At 41.0% G+C, this 19,565-nt stretch carries 17 protein-coding genes; 11 read left to right on the top strand and 6 right to left on the bottom strand.

Going from position 1 to position 19,565, the window contains the following annotated elements; genetic code table 11:
- The first annotated feature begins 113 nt into the window (after nucleotides 1-113).
- From EAE91_RS21695 to waaB, 8 genes are all read left to right on the top strand, one after another.
- A complete protein-coding gene (locus EAE91_RS21695; protein WP_214090293.1) occupies nucleotides 114-317 on the top strand; it encodes a helix-turn-helix domain-containing protein in 204 nt (67 codons plus the stop codon).
- 405 nt (nucleotides 318-722) lie between these two features.
- Nucleotides 723-1,601: a hypothetical protein gene (locus tag EAE91_RS21690; RefSeq protein ID WP_214090292.1), complete on the top strand. Its 879-nt coding sequence runs from the start codon at nucleotides 723-725 to the stop codon at nucleotides 1,599-1,601.
- A gap of 11 nt (nucleotides 1,602-1,612) precedes the next feature.
- Complete coding sequence (locus EAE91_RS21685) at nucleotides 1,613-2,269, top strand: hypothetical protein (protein WP_214090291.1); 657 nt, start codon at nucleotides 1,613-1,615, stop codon at nucleotides 2,267-2,269.
- Entirely contained in the window at nucleotides 2,269-3,414 is a 1,146-nt protein-coding gene (locus EAE91_RS21680) for an aminotransferase class V-fold PLP-dependent enzyme (protein WP_214090290.1), read from the top strand. Before EAE91_RS21685 ends, EAE91_RS21680 begins: the two co-directional genes overlap by 1 nt.
- Nucleotides 3,415-3,818: 404 nt before the next feature.
- Nucleotides 3,819-4,445 carry a nucleotidyl transferase family protein gene (locus tag EAE91_RS21675; RefSeq protein WP_214090289.1) on the top strand — a complete coding sequence of 209 codons (627 nt, stop codon included), beginning with the start codon at nucleotides 3,819-3,821 and terminating at the stop codon, nucleotides 4,443-4,445.
- Between the two features lie 10 nt (nucleotides 4,446-4,455).
- The gene (locus tag EAE91_RS21670; RefSeq protein WP_214090288.1) at nucleotides 4,456-5,202 is read left to right on the top strand and encodes a hypothetical protein; all 747 of its coding nucleotides are present in this window, start codon (nucleotides 4,456-4,458) and stop codon (nucleotides 5,200-5,202) included.
- Nucleotide 5,203: 1 nt separating this feature from the next.
- Nucleotides 5,204-5,983 (top strand): PIG-L family deacetylase, encoded by a 780-nt coding sequence (locus tag EAE91_RS21665; RefSeq protein WP_214090287.1) that lies wholly within the window; start codon nucleotides 5,204-5,206, stop codon nucleotides 5,981-5,983.
- 10 nt (nucleotides 5,984-5,993) lie between these two features.
- Entirely contained in the window at nucleotides 5,994-7,073 is a 1,080-nt protein-coding gene (gene waaB / locus EAE91_RS21660; protein WP_214090286.1) for a lipopolysaccharide 1,6-galactosyltransferase, read from the top strand.
- Nucleotides 7,074-7,371: 298 nt separating this feature from the next.
- On the opposite strand, the gene EAE91_RS21655 is transcribed toward waaB, so the two are convergent.
- The 5 genes from EAE91_RS21655 to malK form a co-directional block, all read right to left on the bottom strand.
- Nucleotides 7,372-8,292 (bottom strand): nucleotidyl transferase AbiEii/AbiGii toxin family protein, encoded by a 921-nt coding sequence (locus EAE91_RS21655; RefSeq protein WP_011144839.1) that lies wholly within the window; start codon nucleotides 8,290-8,292, stop codon nucleotides 7,372-7,374.
- Entirely contained in the window at nucleotides 8,285-8,818 is a 534-nt protein-coding gene (gene abiEi, locus EAE91_RS21650) for a type IV toxin-antitoxin system AbiEi family antitoxin (RefSeq protein ID WP_036779990.1), read from the bottom strand. Before abiEi ends, EAE91_RS21655 begins: the two co-directional genes overlap by 8 nt.
- A 151-nt stretch (nucleotides 8,819-8,969) precedes the next feature.
- The gene (gene malM, locus EAE91_RS21645; protein ID WP_036779899.1) at nucleotides 8,970-9,875 is read right to left on the bottom strand and encodes a maltose operon protein MalM; all 906 of its coding nucleotides are present in this window, start codon (nucleotides 9,873-9,875) and stop codon (nucleotides 8,970-8,972) included.
- Nucleotides 9,876-10,003: 128 nt separating this feature from the next.
- Nucleotides 10,004-11,290: a maltoporin gene (locus EAE91_RS21640; protein ID WP_214090300.1), complete on the bottom strand. Its 1,287-nt coding sequence runs from the start codon at nucleotides 11,288-11,290 to the stop codon at nucleotides 10,004-10,006.
- 35 nt (nucleotides 11,291-11,325) lie between these two features.
- Nucleotides 11,326-12,435, bottom strand: a complete 1,110-nt coding sequence (malK, locus tag EAE91_RS21635) for a maltose/maltodextrin ABC transporter ATP-binding protein MalK (protein WP_214090285.1) — start codon at nucleotides 12,433-12,435, stop codon at nucleotides 11,326-11,328.
- 380 nt (nucleotides 12,436-12,815) lie between these two features.
- Here malK and malE point away from each other — a divergent pair, with 380 nt between their 5' ends.
- The 3 genes from malE to malG all read left to right on the top strand — a co-directional run bounded on the left by malE (nucleotide 12,816) and on the right by malG (nucleotide 16,605).
- Nucleotides 12,816-14,012, top strand: a complete 1,197-nt coding sequence (gene malE, locus EAE91_RS21630) for a maltose/maltodextrin ABC transporter substrate-binding protein MalE (protein WP_214090299.1) — start codon at nucleotides 12,816-12,818, stop codon at nucleotides 14,010-14,012.
- 133 nt (nucleotides 14,013-14,145) lie between these two features.
- On the top strand, nucleotides 14,146-15,702 hold the full coding sequence (gene malF, locus EAE91_RS21625; RefSeq protein WP_214090284.1) for a maltose ABC transporter permease MalF: 1,557 nt from the start codon (nucleotides 14,146-14,148) through the stop codon (nucleotides 15,700-15,702).
- Nucleotides 15,703-15,714: 12 nt separating this feature from the next.
- Nucleotides 15,715-16,605, top strand: a complete 891-nt coding sequence (gene malG, locus EAE91_RS21620) for a maltose ABC transporter permease MalG (RefSeq protein ID WP_112896542.1) — start codon at nucleotides 15,715-15,717, stop codon at nucleotides 16,603-16,605.
- Between the two features lie 65 nt (nucleotides 16,606-16,670).
- Here the strand turns inward: malG and EAE91_RS21615 are convergent, their stop codons facing one another.
- The gene (locus EAE91_RS21615) at nucleotides 16,671-18,686 is read right to left on the bottom strand and encodes an LTA synthase family protein (RefSeq protein WP_214090283.1); all 2,016 of its coding nucleotides are present in this window, start codon (nucleotides 18,684-18,686) and stop codon (nucleotides 16,671-16,673) included.
- Nucleotides 18,687-19,565: the final 879 nt, after the last annotated feature.

Genomic DNA, 19,565 nt, shown 5'->3' with positions numbered 1-19,565 from the left:
GGTCCCGGCCAAATGGAAAAACCAAGCTAAATGAAAAACAGTTATATTAAGGATATGATCAAGCTTGCTGGTGCTGAATTTAAGAAGTATCTAGCAGAACTGGAGAGAGAAATATGACTACACTTGATGAATTGCTTGAAAAACGCAGCCCTGAAAGCCGCCGTAGAATTGCTAAAAAAGTTGATGAAATGAAACGGGAGATAGGGCTTTATCAGATCCGCGAGGCCCGTGATGTTTCACAAACTGAGCTGGCAGCTGTGCTTGGGATCAAACAACCAACTGTTGCTAAAATGGAACAGTCTGATAATGACCTTTAAATATTATGGCGTTGTTTTAGTAAAAGCGGCAGAGCTTGTCGTTCTGCCCACTGAGGCTTGTGTCACCTTAGCTATATCAGGGATATTATTCGGTATGCAAAAATAGCTCATCGTATTTAATTCAGGGGGCTGGTCAATATAATTATTTCATTTAAAGGCCCATCACATAGAATTTATGAAAGATTATTCTCTTTAAGGTACCTATTTTTATCCGTATTCTTGCATGATTGATGAAGACTTAAATTTAATTTTCCAGGATAAATAATCTCAGTTATTTCTCCTATTGGATCTTTAAATTATGATACAGGTCATAAAATACAATATTTCATGATTCATATACTCGCAAATGAATATAAACTAAAAATGCGCAGCAATTGTCGCCAATATAAACAATGGGGCAAAATAATGGAGAGTGGAGTAAACCTGAATTATGAAGATATAACGGAAGAGAATTATATCCTAATAAATAATTTTTATAAGCGTGATATAGGGAGCTTGGATTATTTTATTTGGAAAAACCTGAAAGAAAAGAAATATAATCTTTCTAGTGAGATAAAAGCATTTTTTTATAAAATAAACGATATATGCTTGTCAATCCTTATAACAAGAAGGTGTGAATTCACTCTTAAATATCGACGAGTATCTATTAATATGCTTAGCGATTTTGGGATAGATGAAAGTGTAAAATCACGAACTTTGATAATAGAAAGTGCCAAACAAACCCATAGTAATGATGTAGATGCGACGGTTTGTTACTCTGATGAAAGAAAGATAAAATGTTATTCAAAGATTTTCGAAAAATACCTATGTAGCAAAGTGAACATTTTTGATTTTACAGAAATAGTAGTGGAAGGAGCTACCAAAATAGATGTAGATCTGAATGATTTCAATGAAATAGGTAATATTAATAAAATCAATTTTTTCGGCAGGGAAGTAAATAACAATTGGATTGCTTACTCAAAGCAGTGTCCTCGCTACAATGATATTAAGTTATTAGCTGTTGGGAAAGAATTAGCGATATTAGGTTTTGATGATACCACGGTAGAGGTGATAGGTTTATCCAATACAGCTCCTGGTACAATTATATCTGTGATTGATTCTTGTCTTGCTATTAGGACAAAATGCAGAATAATCTTACCAAATCCTATTTATTCTGAATTACAAAGCAGACTGAATAAACATAGTATTATAAATAAGTTTAGCATGATGATTGCCTGGCATATTGAAGAAGATTTCAATTTGTGTCATGAAGATATATTTATTAGTAGAATTGACAAACGATAAAGGAGTTTAAAATGGGATGTATTTTTTGTCATCCAGAATCTTCCTTTGAAAAAGATAAAATACTTTTACAAGGAAAATATTTTTATGTATTCGTACCTAAAGGTCAGATAATTGAGGGCTATATAATAATTGCCACCAATAAATGTGAGACTAGTTTAGGAGGATACCGTTGTTTTGCAGAAATATACGATGAAGAGGCAATAAAAGAACTGAAACAGTTTAAGAATATAATAAATGATTTTTATCGAGAATATTACAATATAAGCAATCCTCTTTGCTATGAAAATGGACGAGCTGGTGGTTGTATCATCATGGACCCGAATCAAAAGTATTGTTATCATGCACATTTATGTTGTTTCCCTACCGAGATTGATCTGCATAATAAATTAAAGGATCAATTTAAAATGCATACAATAGACTCATTGGATGAACTTGAGATGTTCGGTGAGGCTGGCCCCTATATTTACGTTGAAGATAGTGGTAATAAGTATATTTTTACGATAGGTGAATCAGATTTCATTGAGAGAGGAATGATAAGAACCGTATTGGCAAATAGTTTAAATGTGCCTGAAAGATCTGATTGGAGAGATAATGAAGGAATAAAGGAGATGGATGCGACGGCTAAAAAATTCAAATCATATATTAGTAACCATATGGAGGTTGGATAATGTTATATGCAGATGTAGCTTCTACTTCATGGCCAAAGTCACAAGAAGTGAAAGATATAATAAATATGTATTTAGACACTCTTGGCGTAACTCCAGGGCGATCTTTATCGCAACAATCTAAAAAGGTTACTGAACTCGTTGAAGAGTGCCGACACGAATTTATCGAACAAACAAAGTTAAATGGTCATGGGACAGTAATTTTTAACTCAGGAGCAACGTATTCACTCAACGAATGTCTAAAAGGTACACTTAAGCCAGGTGATAATGTCATTACTACCCATTTAGAACATAACTCAGTACTTAGGCCGATAAACCATTTAAAAGACATTGGGGTAAGTAGTCAATTTATCGATGTGACAGATGGTGAAATTGATATGTCGCATTTGGAGTTTTTATTAAAGAATAAGAAAACTAAGTTATTAGTGATTCATAGTTGCTCCAATACTATTGGTACATTTTGTAATATAGATGAGATAGGAAAACTGGCACATTTATACGGTGCAATGGTTTTAGTTGATGGCTCACAATCTTTTGGTTCACAAGAAATTGATTTATCGAAAGGGAATATTGATTACCTTGTTTTTAGCGGGCACAAAAGTTTAGGTGGAGTATCAGGTATTGGCGGGTACTTTATTCTTGATAATGGATTTTCTCATAGTGAATTAGTTCAGGGTGGGACAGGTGTATTATCAAGATTGACAACACAGCCAACGGGCATACCATACAAATATGAATCAGGAACACAAAACACTATTGGCATACTTTCATTGCTAGCATCTATCAGGCGTTTAAAAAAAATTGGGATAGAGAATATTCAGAATCAATTACAAACTTTGCGTATAAATCTTATAGATGAGCTAGCACAATTAAAGAGGGTCAAATTAATCTGTAAACATCAAGTCGGGTTACCAACAATTCTTTTTACGGTAGAAGGTTATCATCCCGGAGAAGTCTCTTATATACTAGAAAACAAATACAATATTATTACCCGTCCTGGATTGCAATGCGCACCGTTAGCGCATAAAAAATTCGGAACGTATCCTGATGGCGCTGTTCGGGTTAGCCTTGATACGTCGCATACAATGGAAGATATTTTAAAAATAAAGTCTGCCTTAATTAAAATCACTAAGGAAAATTATAAATAAAATACTGATAATTAATGAGAACAGTTCAGGTAATTTAGCAATAAACTGAGTTGCGATTAAAACATTCATAGTTCATGGTTTAATGTTAAAAAACAAGAAATTACCACTAACAGACGGCTTGGCGATCACTAGGGAAATCAATTTGACATTTATTTCAAAAGAGTGAAAATGGATCATTAATCACCATTGGTAAATAATACAATGGTAGAATTTAAGAATATTTGAGTATATACCTTATGGATTTCAAGATGCATCGCGACGGCAAGGAGCGAATCCCCGGGAGCATAGATAACTATGTGACCGGGGTGAGAGAGTGCAGCCAACAAAGAGGCAACTTGAAAGATGACGGGTATATAAGGAATTGATATGTGTTTAATTAACAGTAATAACATATGAGAATATAGATGAATATGCCTAACGAGGATGAGCGTTATTTAATTAATTTAATTAATGGTAAGTTGAATTCTATACATATTGATAGAAATGGAGATTTTAACGATACAGATATAGACTGGAAAGATACTTTAATTTTATCTGGTTCTTTCAATCCACTTCATAAAGGCCATGAAGAATTAAAACAAATCGCTACAGCGATGACTAAAAGGAAACCATATTATGAATTGTCAATTAAGAATGCGGTAAAACTTGCAATTTCAACCGATGAAATTTTCAAGAGGATCAGGCAATTCAAAGGGAAAGGTGATATAGTTTTAAGTGACGCTAAAATTTTCTCTGAGAAATCGCATATTTATCAGGGAGCAATTTTTGTCATTGGCGCTGATTTATGCCAAGAAATTAATAATCCTGTTTATTATGGCGGTGAGAAAGGATTAAAAGAATCTCTTATGACAATTAAGAGTAATGATTGTAGATTTCTGGTGGCTGGACGTTTTTTTAATAATAAATATCACACTGTTGATGATTTGGTGAATATTAGAAAGGAACATCGATTTTTATTTGAATCTATTCCAGAAAATCTATTTCGCTTAGATATATCATCAACGGAAATAAGGTTAATGAACAAAGGATAGGAGATAGATCATGAGTAAAGAAAATAACAAAGAACTGCTGGAGAGCAAAATCAATTTAAATTCAATATACTTAACCAAAGAGATTCAGAGAAGATTAAAGCAAGCCTCATTTATATTTAATCCCAGCCAGATAACTTTACATCGTCAGTTAAATAATACACAGATTAAATTATTTTATGAAATATGTATATTCTTGGGACAGGATAATAATTTAGATATTCTTGCCTCTTGTATACACGACTTATGGTGTGCAAAATATTTAGTCGATAATAAAACTGCTATGCAAGACTCAATAAAAAAACTTGAGATTGAATACGACTTACAAGTTAATTTTTTAAAACCTTATCAAGCATTCACTGAAAAAGAGAAAAAATTTGAGAAAAGGTTAATAATAAGTGACCTGAGTATTATATCGGAAGTAATAAAAGAGACTTATTCATACGACAATAATATTGTGTCTGATAATTTTAATTATGAAACCTTACTTTCTACAAACGATACTATTTTTTCTGATTTAATGACAATATTAGGCCACAGTGACAGCGTAATAGAAGTTGCCGCAAAAAGAATCCATGCTGGCTGGTTTGATATAATGAAAGAGTTTTATGCCCATGATGAAAGAGTTCAATCCCAAGAAAGTTCAAACATTGATAACTCAGATTTTATAAAAAACAGGGATGGGATACGCATTGATCTGGCCGCTATTTATATTGTACTCATGGAAATAAAATATAATAACTTTTGTATGGAGATTTAAAATGATACATCTATTTCTATCACCTCATTTAGACGATGCAGCTTTAAGCGCTGGCGGTTTAATACATAAATTAGTTTCAGAAAATCAAAAGGTGGTTGTTTTAACATTTTTTACTGAATATGATAAAAATCTTACATCTCATTATTCACACTCTGAACATGATGATAATATGTATGCATTTATAAAACTTTATGCAAAGCGAGCCAATGAAGATATCGCTTTTTGCAATAAATTATCAGCGACTCCAATACATGGTAAAATTTTAGATTGCATTTACAGAACCGATCAATACGGTGAACCTATGTATAAAAATGCGGCCATGATTTATAGTGGCCAGATACATAAATCAGATTATGCATCCGATATGGCTCAAGAGCTAATCGACAAAACATTGTTAAATTATCAACCTGATTATGTCTATGCCCCTTTGGGAATAGGTCGACATGTAGACCACATCATAATAAATAATCTTGTACATAATATAAAAGGTTCACGTAAGTTTAAAATATTGCTTTATGAAGATTTCCCCTATGTTTTAGGTGAATACCCTATTATTAACCCTGATAGTTTGGAAAGTGCTTTATTAAGAAATAATAAATTTGATAAGCATGCTATATTGGTGGATATTGATTTAAAAGAAAAAGTGCAAAACATCCTATTTTATGAGACTCAACTAGAACCTCTGTTTGATAATGAATCAAATATTTTAATTTCATTGGGGAAATATCATAAAACTATTAATGAAATAAAAGTGCAAGAGCGTTTTTGGTTAATTCAATAAAGGATTTGTAATGAAAAAAATATTCATAATATACCATGATCTTTTCTTGAATGGATATGGTGGAGTAGAAACGGTATGTTCGAATTTAATCAATTTGATTGGTCGTGCCAACATTGAAATTGATTTCATTTTCATATCACTAAATGAAACCAATATAATTGAGAATCGTGCTTGGCTATCTCATGCTCAACATATCTCCTTAACATCAAGCAATTGCGAATCTTGCCAGGATATTGCATGCGAGCTGTCCTTGATATTAGAAAAATTTCACCCCGAGATTCTAATAAGTTTAGACACAACATCCTGTGATATTGCTCGACTTTCTTGTGAAAAGATTAATTTCCCGGTAAAAACTTATTCTTGGCTGCATACTGCCATTAGAAATCCTACCCCACAGAAAATTAAAGATTTATGCTGTGCCGACGAACACCTTGTAATCAGTTCTGGTTTAAGAGATCAAATGTTATCTTTTGGGATAAAAACGGATAAGCTTCATCTTATTTTCAACCCTATTAAGATGAACTCCTTTATCATTCCTCAACCAAAACACATAGCCAGATTCTTATATGTTGGCAGAATTCTTGCCTATAAATCAAAAAATATAACTGAACTGTTTTTAGCGCTTTCACAATTGCATGGTCATTGGGAATTACATATGGTAGGTTCTGGTGATGATGAGGGTTATTTAAAAGAATTATCTTCACAGCTTAATATAAATAACAATATTATTTGGCATGGTTGGCAAGATCAGCCGTGGGAATTTGTGATGGATAATATAAAAGAGGTATCAGCTTTTATTTTAACCTCAAAATATGAAGGCTTTGGCATGGTATTAGCGGAAGCAATATCTTATGGTATCTACTGTATAAGTTCAGATTGCCAGTGTGGTCCGAACGATATTATTAATAATTTAAATGGTGAGCTTTATAAATCAGGTAGTATTCCTGAGTTGTCTGAAAAATTACAACTCATTATTGACGAATGTAAAGTAAGAGATTATCAAGCAATAAAAAATTCTATTGCCTTTCTTTACGAAGATAATTTCCTGTTAAGAATCACTAAGGCTTTGCCTGTATTAGATCAGATCTAATGTACGACAGTTATTAGTGTTACTATTTATCTCTAGTCAAATCGGAGGATTGGCAGCAGAGTATGGCATCGTTTTTCCGCAACGCTCCGCTGCCTGAAGTACTTGAGGATGTAAATAATGATTAACTGCTATTGCATGCAGGGTTTTGAAACAACTCTATGAATACTGGCTGATATTGATTCAACAAACAAAGGAAATAGAAGGAACCCTTAAGTCGCATTCATTGCAAACGGCTCAGTGGCAGCAATGCGGTATTTTAATCTAGGGCACCAGAGCAGCCATAAAATACATGTAATCGTTATAACTTGAATGGAATGGAGTTGTCTCCTGAAGAATACAGGCTTTTCTTCACAGTGGTTAACAACTCCTTTAGGCTCGTCGTTAAATAGGTGGAAAATGCTTCTTGTCCTACACTTCTGTCGTATATAGGTGCGGGTATAAATCGTCTCATCTCGTTGTGAAAGTGACCAGAAGCAACAATAATTTCAATCGAGTCGATTCTGGCTTGAAGCAATTCCTCAAAGTTATCAAGCTGATAATCTGATACTTTTCTTTTAATGAGTTCTATGTCTGGTGTTGTATTTTGCTGACTTAACCATAATAAATCCCACATATCGCGGTATCGAATTTGAGATGTAGTAGCAGGGAATGCTATCAGCTTATCGGCCATGATTTCAGGCAGGGTTTCGACAGACACAAGGAGATCAGCATATCCGTCGGGTAACACTGAATAATTTCTTATCAATGAACGGGGGGTGTTTGTATAGGCAGGAATATTGGCGATTTCTATTTTTATGCGCTGTTTTGGCAGGTCTTTACGTTCAGGCGCAGTAGTGACGGATATTTGCCATTTATCCACTTTTACTTCTGCATACTCCGGTTTGTTTCGTAGTTCATTCGGTTCCTTTACCGTGACCTCAAGCCCATATCGTACACCCAGGTATTTCTCGATACACTCTTTGATTCTACTCAAATCAGCCGAACAGAAACCACGCCCACCAGCAAAATCCAGATCTTCGCTAAATCGGTTAGAGCCGTAGCAGAGCCTTAGCGATGTACCACCCTGAAAGGTAATCTCCTTGAGTAAACCGTCCTTAGAAAGACAAAACAGGATGTCATAATGCAACAGTTCTTTTTCTACAACTGGCCTCAGGTTTGCCAGTCTGTCTTGTTCAATGACTTCATCAACAATGGCGTTAAAGTTAACGTGGCTAGACATAGTTGAGTTCCTCTAGTTGAACTAAATGCATATTCCTCCCCACTCTTTTTTGGTCACGCAGAGCAGTCTCTTTTTTTGCGATACGCAGGGGGCCACGGCTTTCTAATGTTGCTTTCAGAATTTCGCTAGGCTCTCTGCTGGTGTGGGTGATTTCAATGACTCCCCACGGTGTTTTAAACTCTCCAGCTCTGCCAGTAGACATGATTGTCAGGCGGTCAATTGGGATTTGTGAGATAAACCCATATTGAGATAAAGCTGACTCCAGGCTGATGTAATTATATTCGCCTCGTCGGATATTTTTGGCGATAGTCTCCAGGGGATAACTCCCCATGCTGGCCCGCGTATAGACATAAACCCCTTTGGTAATGCGAAGTAACAGTCCGGCTTTGATGAGGCGATCAATAGATTTTTGCAATGTTCGAGAAGTCTCGTCAGCAAAGATGACTTCCAAATCCTGTAAAAGGAAAACGGCTCTTCCCATTTTGCTGAACTCATCTAATTTGTTAATTGCTGTGAGCATATCCATTTCATTATCTCTACTGTAAAACCCCTTAAAAGGGTGTTTTGTGTATAGATATTTATCATAGCAATTATTTGTATACATAAAAACCCCATTTCCGGGGGATGTGTGTAAAAAGGAGTTGAACCTGATGCCCCCCTCTTCGGAGAGCATTTGTTTACCCTTTGTTTTTGATACTGTTGATAAATGTTTCTCGTGCAGTTGAAGCGCCAAGGCGTTCCGCTTCATCCAGCAATTTGAGTGCCTTATCGATATTGCCATTGCTAATTTCTTTTTTAATTGCATCACTGAAATAACGCTCTGTATCACTCAGAACCGGTTTGACCTTTTGCGGAGTAGATGGCGTTACGGTGGCTTGTGTTGGCCCGACAATGATCGGTTCCTGTGCTGGACTTGAGAAAACTTGACCAATCGTGATGTTGCCAGCGTTTTGTTCTGATTTTACTTTCAGCTTCAACGTGCCTGTTTGTGTATGGCGGGCAACGGGATCGGGAATAGCGGGAACGGCATTACCGACGCCTTGAGCGTAAGCTTTGGCGGGATCAACCATTTGAGTGGATTTCTGCAAATCGGTACGGGTGGTGTAGACCAGTATATAAATTTGTTGTTGCCCCAGCGCTGGTGTTAGCTTTAGTGTGCCTTCCAGCCGATCGGTGGACATAACTCCCGGACGTTCATAGGGAAAATAACTGCTCGGGTAAAATGCGGCGGGGCGTAACCCTTGATCCAGGACTAAAACATTTGGTACATAAACTTGTTTGTCTTGTACTAAGCTGCTCAGGGTAATATCCAGAGAGCCTCGGTTTGCCGGCAGCGCGAATGCGGCTATCGGCCCCTGAATATCTCCCTCATTAAGATGCTGAGATGCGGCATTGAGAATAATAGTCTGAGTATCACTGGTATTAATCGGCTGCCAGCTCAGTTTTTGCAATGCTGTGATCGAGAGGGAAGGGGCAACAATATCCTGTGTTTGAGTTGCGGTAATGGGCGTTGCATACCCTATAAGAGGAAATGTGCTACAAAGTACAGCACTAAGGCAACATGAGAGCAGTTTAGTTTTCATCTCTTACCCTTGTTCGGTTGAAAAAAAGAGACTGATACCCACCCCACGGTTAGGAGACATATCAGTCTAAAAGGCGTTAACCATTACAAATCATTTGATTGATCTGAGATCAAATCGTTGTAACCGGATTACCACCAAGCTTCGAATTGTGCGCCAAAGGTAAATTCATCATCGTCGCCACGACTGAATTTATGCGTTGCGGTATCACGGTAGGCCATGCCATTAATGTAACCGTCTTTGTTGCTCGCATGACCCCATTTTTCATCCCATTTTGCATAGGTGACGAACAGGCGAATAGCCGGGCGGGACCAAATGCTGTCACCTGCCTGCCATTGTTGGGCTAGGGTGATTTTGTACTGATCATTGGTGTCATGAGTACGTTGGGATTTGACGTTATCATAGCCAATGTCCAGCAGGGTGCTCATCGTCGATGTCCATTTGTACATTGGACGTACCCCAACCGTATACCATGTGTTGCCATTGTTGTTATCACGGTCGGTATCCTGATACATCGCTACGTACATGAGATCCCACTTTTCTGCGAGATTAATCGCGCCATGATTCAGGATGCGTAGCATATGACCGTCATTGTTTACGCTGGCACCTTCGGAATGACCACTATTGGAGGAGGTCATGGAATCGGTGGCGTACTGTACGACAAATTTGTTAAAGCCTCCTAACATGCTCTGTGTATGCTCGGCGGTAAACATGAAACCATCTTTGGAAGCATTACGGTCAAGTTTGTAGTGATCCCGCGCGTTGGCTCGCCCATAGTCAAGACCAAGCTCCAGACTACCGCCGGGGTTAACTTCCAGACCGGATAGGCGTATATCGTAGACATCATTGGAAGTAGGGATTTGATCGCGCTGACCGGCAATCCAACCATGAGAGCCGCCAGATTCGGTATTGCGGGTAACAGCCAGAGAGAGCTTGCTAAAGCCGAGATCAATATCTTGCAGACCCGCGCCCGGACCAGAGATATCCCAATAGTAGAAATCGATCATATGTACGTCATGACGCTGGTAAAAGCGTTTACCTGCCCACAGTGTCGAACCCGGTAACCAATCGATGACGTTCTTCGCTTGAACATTGACCTCACGGAACGCCGGATCGGTGGATTCCCAGTCATTTTGTTGCGCCACGGAATAAGCCACGTTGGTATCAAAGTAGAAACTCTTATTACCGTCCTTCCATAGCTCTTGACCTAGCTTAAGTTCAGCATAGGTTTCACATTCATTACCTAAACGGTATTTGCTTTGTGCGCCGGTGCTTTTGAAACACTGTTGCTCACCGCCGCTGCCGGTCCAACCAATACCAGAACGGGCGTAGCCGTGGAATTCTACGGCTGACGCCGGGATAGACAGTAATCCGGCCATAATGGTTAGTGAGATAGGTAATATATGCATTGATTTCATCATCGTTCTCCTGTCGTTTTTTGATTAGCTCAGGCTCAAACACCGGGTTCTTTATGCAGACGCTGGCATGCCGTTCCGTCTTCCCGGAATAAATGGCAGCGGTGGGGAGGTAATCCGATGGTGAAGGTAGCTCCTTCTTCCACCAGCACAATATCAGGCTGGCGGTAAACCAGATTCTGATGAATGGCCGGAATTTCAATGTGAACCTGGGTTTCATTGCCTAACTGCTCGACAACCTGAACTATGCCTTCCAACGTAACATCAGCGATATCACTTGGCAGGAGGTGTTCAGGGCGTATCCCCAGAGAGACATTACTGCCTACTTTTACCCCCTTGCTTTCTACGGGCAGCCAGATTTGTTGTCGATTGGGTAGAGTAATTTGTACCTGATCAATAGCAGTAGCCGTGACTTTCACTGGCAGGAAATTCATCTTAGGTGAGCCAATAAAGCTGGCGACAAAGCGGTTAACCGGGTAATGGTAAAGTTCAAGAGGTTTGCCAATCTGAGCAACATCTCCACCATCCAGCACTACGATTCTGTCGGCCAGCGTCATCGCTTCAACCTGATCGTGGGTGACATAAATCATCGTACGTTGCAATCGTTTATGCAGGCGTGAGATTTCAATGCGCATTTGAACGCGCAGCGCGGCATCCAGGTTGGAAAGCGGTTCATCTAACAGAAAAACACTGGGTTCAGCGACCAGCGTGCGGCCAATGGCAACACGTTGACGTTGCCCGCCTGATAGGGCTTTAGGGCGGCGATCAAGCAGGTGAGCGAGTTGAAGCATCTCGGCAATTTGCTTTACCCGTTGCTGAATATCACTTTTTTTAGCGCCAGCCAGCTTCATGCCGAATGACATATTGTCTGCAACAGACAGGTGGGGGTACAGTGCATAAGACTGAAAAACCATTCCAACACCGCGTTTGGCGGGTGGCACATCGTTCATTCGGATATTATTGATCAGCAAATCACCGGAAGTAACATCTTCCAAGCCTGCAATCATTCTTAATATTGTCGATTTTCCACAACCTGATGGACCGACAAAAACGATAAATTCTCCTTCTTGTATCTCAAGGTTGATGTTCTTGGAAATAATAGTTTCACCATAAGCCTTCGATACATTATGTAGTGTGACGCTCGACATGTGCTCCCCCGGACTTATCACCGCAATTCGCGGTGAAAAATAATAAACCAGAGTGTGTTTAAGATGGCGGGTGAGTAAATCCTCCATACCGAAGTTTTTTATGGGGGAGGAATTAGGAGGATGAGATAAGCGTTACTGAGGTGGTGAGGTATGAGTTAAGGGATAATTTGTGATAATTATCGCAAAAAAAGATGCCCCTTTTTGTGGTCGACGGCACGGTTCTTCTGTTTTTGGAATAGAGATCACAGCCATTCCGGGTAGGGCGTAGAGTAGGGGAGGATGAGTCTTTCCATTGTTGATTGCACACTAGCTCAGCACTCTCCGCCAATGAAACAACACAGTTCACTCTGAACCTTTCAGACTATAAGGACGGAATGATGATGAAAACAACCTTGAAAACGAGCGCTCGTACCTTAGCGCTTTCTGTCTTAGCCACGCTAGCGTTATCTGCCTCTGCGTTTGCAAAAATAGAGGAAGGTAAGCTGGTTATCTGGATCAACGGTGATAAAGGCTACAACGGCCTGGCACAAGTTGGTGAGAAGTTTGAAAAAGATACGGGTGTCAATGTTACGGTTGAACATCCCGACAAGCTTGCAGAGAAGTATTCACAAGTTGCAGCAACCGGCGATGGGCCGGATATTATTTTCTGGGCTCATGATCGCTTTGGCGGTTACGCGCAATCTGGTCTGGTGACGGAAATCACGCCAGATCAAAACTTTAAGGATAAACTGTTTCCGTTCACTTGGGATGCTGTGCGCTACGACGGTAAACTGGTCGGTTATCCTATCGCAGTTGAAGCCCTCTCTCTTATCTACAATAAAGACTTGGTGAAGACACCACCAAAAACCTGGGAAGAGATCCCGGCTCTGGATAAGGAACTGAGGAGCAAAGGCAAAAGCGCCATCATGTTTAATCTGCAAGAGCCTTATTTCACTTGGCCGTTGATTGCTGCGGATGGAGGATATGCCTTCAAGTTGGAAAATGGCGCATATGATGTGAAGAATGTCGGGGTGAATAATGCGGGTTCCAAAGCAGGGCTGCGTTTCATTATAGATTTGGTGAGGAATAAGCATCTAAACGTGGATACTGACTATTCCATTGCTGAGGCGGCGTTCAACAAAGGTGAAACGGCGATGACCATCAACGGTCCGTGGGCGTGGGCTAATATCGACAAGAGCAAGATAAATTACGGTGTGGCGTTGTTGCCGACGTTTAAAGGCCATCCATCCAAGCCGTTTGTTGGCGTATTGACGGCAGGCATCAATACTGCCAGCCCGAATAAAGAGCTGGCGAAGGAGTTTTTGGAAAACTACTTGCTGACCAACGAAGGTCTGGAGATGGTGAATAAGGATAAGCCGTTGGGGGCTGTGTCATTGAAATCCTATCACGATATTCTGGCTAAGGACCCACGTATTGCTGCCACGATGGAAAATGCTCAAAACGGCGAAATCATGCCGAACGTCTCACAAATGAGCAGTTTTTGGTATGCCATGCGCAACGCTGTGGTTAATGCGTTGGCTGGCCGTCAAACCGTTGATGCCGCACTAAGTGATGCAGAAACCCGTATAACTAAGTAACTAGTTGTAACTTGTGGGCGCTCTTCTTTTGAAAGGGTGTCTCTTTCCTGCAACCAGTAAGGATGCCTGTTTGCAGGAAGATTGATTAAGCTATCCGCAAAGCTGTTACGTCGTAGTAAAAAGGAAGAGCATTATGTCAGCGACGCTCGAAAAAACATCATGGTGGCAGCATTCTGCTCTGAAATGGTTTGCAGTGAGCTTGTGTGTACTCTTTACCGGTTATCTGGTGGTATTGATGTACTCACAGGGAGAGTATCTGTTTGCAATAGTGACACTGGTATTGTTAGGAATGGGGATTTATGTTTTTTCCAACCGCAATACTTATGCCTGGCGCTATACCTATCCGGGTGTCGCCGGAATGGGATTGTTTGTACTGTTTCCGCTTATTTGCACCATTGCTATCGCTTTCACCAACTATAGTAGTCTCAATCAACTGACTTTTGAACGCGCACAATCTGTCCTGATGAGCCGTCAGTATCAGTCAGGGCAAACATTGACTTTTAAGCTCTATCCAAAATCGGAGCTGTGGGTTTTGGCGCTGAGCGTACCGGACCAGACTAAGCAACTGGTATCAGAGCCATTTTCTCTGTCAGCAGCCAAAGAGACGACTCTGCATTTATATGAGCAGGATAATACTCAGCGCGGTGAAGCGGCGACATTGCGCACTATCACCCAGAATCGACAGGCACTGAACCAGTTGGTTGCTGTTTTGCCGGATGGCAGCCAACTGAAAATGAGTTCGTTACGTCAATTCTCTGGGATTCACCCTCAATACTCTCTTGGGGAAGATGGTAAGGCCCTCACCGATAATCAAACAGGCACGCTTTATCGCCCTAATACCGATACCGGTTTCTATCAGTCTGTCAATGCTGAGGGAACCTGGGGAAATGAGACTTTGACGCCAGGATTTACTGTTTCCATCGGCTGGAAAAATTTCCTGCGGGTGATACAGGATGAAGGCATTCAGAAACCATTCCTCGCTATTTTCATTTGGACGGTTGTATTTTCTCTGTTCACTGTGGTGCTGACAGTTGCTGTTGGCATGGTTTTGGCTTGCATCGTGCAGTGGGAAGCGCTGAAAGGTCGTGCTGTTTATCGCGTGTTGTTGATCTTGCCCTATGCAGTGCCATCGTTTATTTCTATTTTGATTTTCAAGGGGTTATTTAACCAGAGCTTTGGTGAGATCAATCTGTTGCTTAACGGTCTATTCGGTCTTAAACCGGCTTGGTTTACCGATCCGACGATGGCGCGAACCATGTTGATTGTGGTGAATACTTGGCTTGGGTATCCCTACATGATGATCCTCTGCATGGGGTTGTTGAAGGCAATACCTGATGATCTGTATGAAGCATCGGCAATGGATGGCGCAGGGCCGTTTCAGAACTTTTTTAAAATTACCTTCCCGTTGCTGATTAAGCCATTGACGCCGCTAATGATTGCCAGCTTTGCCTTTAACTTTAACAACTTTGTTCTGATTCAGTTGTTAACCCTTGGCGGGCCAGATCGCATTGGCACCACGACGCCGGCAGGCTATACCGATTTACTGGTGAGCTACACCTACCGTATTGCTTTCGACGGCAGTAGTGGGCAGGACTTTGGCTTGGCGGCGGCGATTGCTACAGTGATCTTTTTGTTGGTTGGCGCACTGGCGGTTATTAACTTAAAAGCCACCCGTATTAAATTTGACTAAGGAGGGAATGTAATGGCGATGGTTCAACCCAAATCACAAAAATGGCGTTTGTTGGCGACACATTTATTGATGCTAACCTTTATTGCCATGATCTTATTCCCTCTACTGATGGTTATTACTATCTCCCTGCGGCCGGGGAACTTTGCCACGGGGAGTTTGATCCCGGAAAGTATCTCTTGGGAACATTGGAAATTGGCGCTTGGCTACAGTGTGGTATCACCGGATGGCCGTGTTACACCGCCGCCTTTCCCAGTTATGCTATGGCTCTGGAACTCTGTTAAGGTCGCCTTTATTACCGCTGTAGGTATCGTTACATTATCAACTACCTGCGCTTATGCCTTTGCCCGTATGCGTTTTCGCGGTAAAAGTACCTTACTGAAAGGCATGCTAATTTTTCAGATGTTCCCAGCGGTCCTTTCCTTGGTGGCGCTATATGCCCTGTTTGATCGACTAGGGGAATATATACCGTTCATCGGCCTTAATACCCACGGTGGCGTGATTTTTGCCTACTTGGGGGGCATTGCGTTACATGTCTGGACGATTAAAGGTTATTTCGAAACTATTGATGGCTCCTTGGAAGAGGCGGCCGCGCTTGATGGCGCGACACCGTGGCAAGCTTTCCGTATGGTGCTGTTACCGCTTTCGGTACCGATTCTGGCAGTGGTATTCATTCTTTCCTTCATTGGCGTGATTACGGAAGTGCCTGTTGCCTCACTGCTGCTGCGAGATGTGAACAATTACACGTTGGCGGTGGGCATGCAGCAGTACCTTAACCCACAGAACTATCTTTGGGGAGATTTTGCCGCTGCCGCTGTGCTCTCAGCACTCCCTATTACCATCGTCTTCCTGGTTGCTCAGCGCTGGTTGGTCAGTGGTTTGACCGCCGGGGGAGTAAAAGGCTAATCGCAATATTCGTCAAGGTGAATCCCTTTATAGGCCGAAATTAAAGGGATTCACGGAAATATCAATTATTGCTGGTGGTGAACTTGACGATTTAATTGCCATGACAGGAGATCGGTAAATACCTGCCAACGTTGGAACTGTTTGGTTTGGTCGGCTGTCATTGGCTGGGGTTCGCCGAGTAATAATCCCGTTTGATTTGCCCACGGTCTAAATTCACCTTTGCCAATCATGATATAGGCCCCTTGTGGTGTAATAGTGACTTCTGGGTTATATCCTTGACACCAGATAGGATCGAGATGTTTAGCCAGCAAATTACAGCCGGTACGGTAGTAAGCTGTATGTGACAAGCTCAAATGGTAGAGGGTTGGCCAAATGTCTTTATGACTGCCGACTCTGGTAGCATCAAAAATTGCGTTTTGGCGATAAGCGGGCGGCACGTAAAGATAAAACGGTACACCGTGGCCGATTGCCAGTTCATGAGCATCTGGATAACTGATACCTCGAATATTATGGTCACCGGTTGCCGCAATAATGGTATGAGAAGCCAATGACTGAGATTTTACCCAACTAATAAATTGTCCTAATTGATCATTGGCGTAACGCAGGGTATGAAAAACCTCTTGTAATTCATTACCACTAGCTAAATGACTTAAACGTTGTTTCTCGGTATCACTCAGTTTTATATCGATTTTCTGATAGCTTGGCGGTGATTTATACGGTGGGTGATGGGTAGTAGATAACGACATAATCAGAACATGCTCCCCGTTCTTTTCTGCCTGAGTTAAACGTTCCTCAATATAACGGAACATAAACTCATCAGGCACGCCCCAAGTATCGAATTTGGCTTCTGGATAGCGTTTTTTCAACCCATTTTGATCGATAAATTCACTGACTCCCAGATTTGGCAGGAACTGATTCAAATTACGCCATGCGCCGTTACCGGATGTGACGAAGATAATTTTGTAACCATTCGCCAGATAGGGTTTAAACATATTACTGGTGAAGTCGAGATTTTGCGCTATGGATTGGCTGATTGCGCTGTTTGGGCTGCGGATCAAAAAACGGCTCAAACTGTCAATGGTGCCATCGCCTTCGGAAACGAAGCGTTCAAAACGCCAGTCGTTTTGCCAGTGCTGGCGTAGGGCACCAAAAACATCAAGGTCTGGACGATCCAGGCTTTGTAGGTGATAACCCATACTCTCCATGACATTAAATATTACATGAGGAGGATTTTTTTGAGCGGTGGGATTATCGGCAGTTTTAGCCATAAACGGTGACAGATTTGCGGGGGTTGGCTTCTCCAGAAAATGGTTTAATAACCAGCTACCTTGCGCGTCTGTTGCTTCAGGGAAGTAGCTATTTTTGTAATGATCATTAAATGCCCAGTTCAGCGCCATTGGACCATTAGGCGTCAGCATATTAAGCATTTTGACTTCTGAAACCTGTGTATTGGCCTGACGTAGTGGAAAGGTACCTATGGAGCCACGCATGCCAACGAAACAGACAGTTAAAATAACCAGCGTCGCGATAGCAGAAACGGGCAGACTGGTTTTGCGCTCTGTGCGTGAAATAAGGTAGCGTTGCCAGAGCAGACAGGACCAGAAAACAGTCATTGCGAACAGAGCTAAACAGAGCAAACTTTCAATAACAGGATAGTCGTTCCATAGGGTGTGCAGCACGGCTTGCGTATCATCTTCGACTAAGCCGAAGATGAAAATATCGAACGGCCGTTCATAAGTGGCATAGTAGTAAACATTACTGACCGTCAAAGCGCCGACCACAGTATTGAGTGTTGTTGCCAACCACGGATAGGCGTGTTGCCATATGTTGAAGCTGTTTTTATTAATGGCAAATAAGCTAGCAATCAGCAGACAAGGCACAAACAGCAAACTGGCAATACGAATATCAAACAGTCCGCCGATCCAGAACATTCGTTCCACGTCTTGAGTCGAGTCAGTAAAAAGCTGATAACTGCCATAAGTGAAGAGGAGATAAATTCTTCCCGCCATTTGCGTTGCCACCGTTAGTAGCCAGGGAAGTAAAAGCGCGATAAAAGCCAGTTTAAATCTGGAGAACCACATAATGCCTTCTTATTATTAGTAGATTGCTAAGGTTAATTTAGTGTTTAGTAGGTCAAGATCCTATCTTATTCAGCAACTTAATGCCTATCCCATTAGGTTATTTTATTCGCTGTTTTTTGCGGTAGAGTAGTCATTGGTCAGATATCAGATAGAAGCGATTGACGGATGGTTCAGACTGCAAACCATCTTTACCTCGAAAAGGCTACTCCAGCCGATATAAGGCAGAAGAGGAATGTCGATGAGGCGTCAGCCTAGCTGATTTTGAATACACTTTATATATATGCAAAGGAGTATATACCCTATGGATTTCAAGATGCATCGCGGCGGCAAGGGAGCGAATCCCCGGGAGCATAGATAACTATGTGACCGGGGTGAGTAAGTGCAGCCAACAAAGAGGCAGCTTGAAAGGTGACGGGTATATTAAAGCTTATTTATCGCCAGCCAAATGTTTCGGATTAATATCTTGATGCTTTTGGGGTTTTATATTGCCTTTGCATCAGGTGAGAATTTACGGCGATTTTTATTCATTCTATTCATCGGCGGCGATTAATTAGCCATTTTGTGTGATATTTATCACATTTATTTTATGTCCATATGATAAATATCGTGATCTTGTGGTCATAATATTTAGAGAGCGAAATTCTCTGTTATTTGTCTCCACTCCATCCTACTTAGCTGGAAGCGGTCTACTGTTCTCTCTAACGCCACGTATTAAATGATGGCTATTTTCCGCTGTCATTTTTTTACCGCGAAACAGACCGGCGCTATTTAAAAGAGCCGCTTGTAATGGCTCGTTTAATAGCCTCCTGCGTTATCCCCGTTTCAGGATAATGGTTCAATTATGTAGGGTTTCAAATATGGATGGATTAGTTTTCACCT

Source organism: Photorhabdus noenieputensis (assembly GCF_018448935.1).
Classification (GTDB): domain Bacteria; phylum Pseudomonadota; class Gammaproteobacteria; order Enterobacterales; family Enterobacteriaceae; genus Photorhabdus; species Photorhabdus noenieputensis.
The sequence above is the reverse complement of the archived record's forward strand: the minus strand, read 5'-3'. Positions and strand labels throughout refer to the sequence as shown.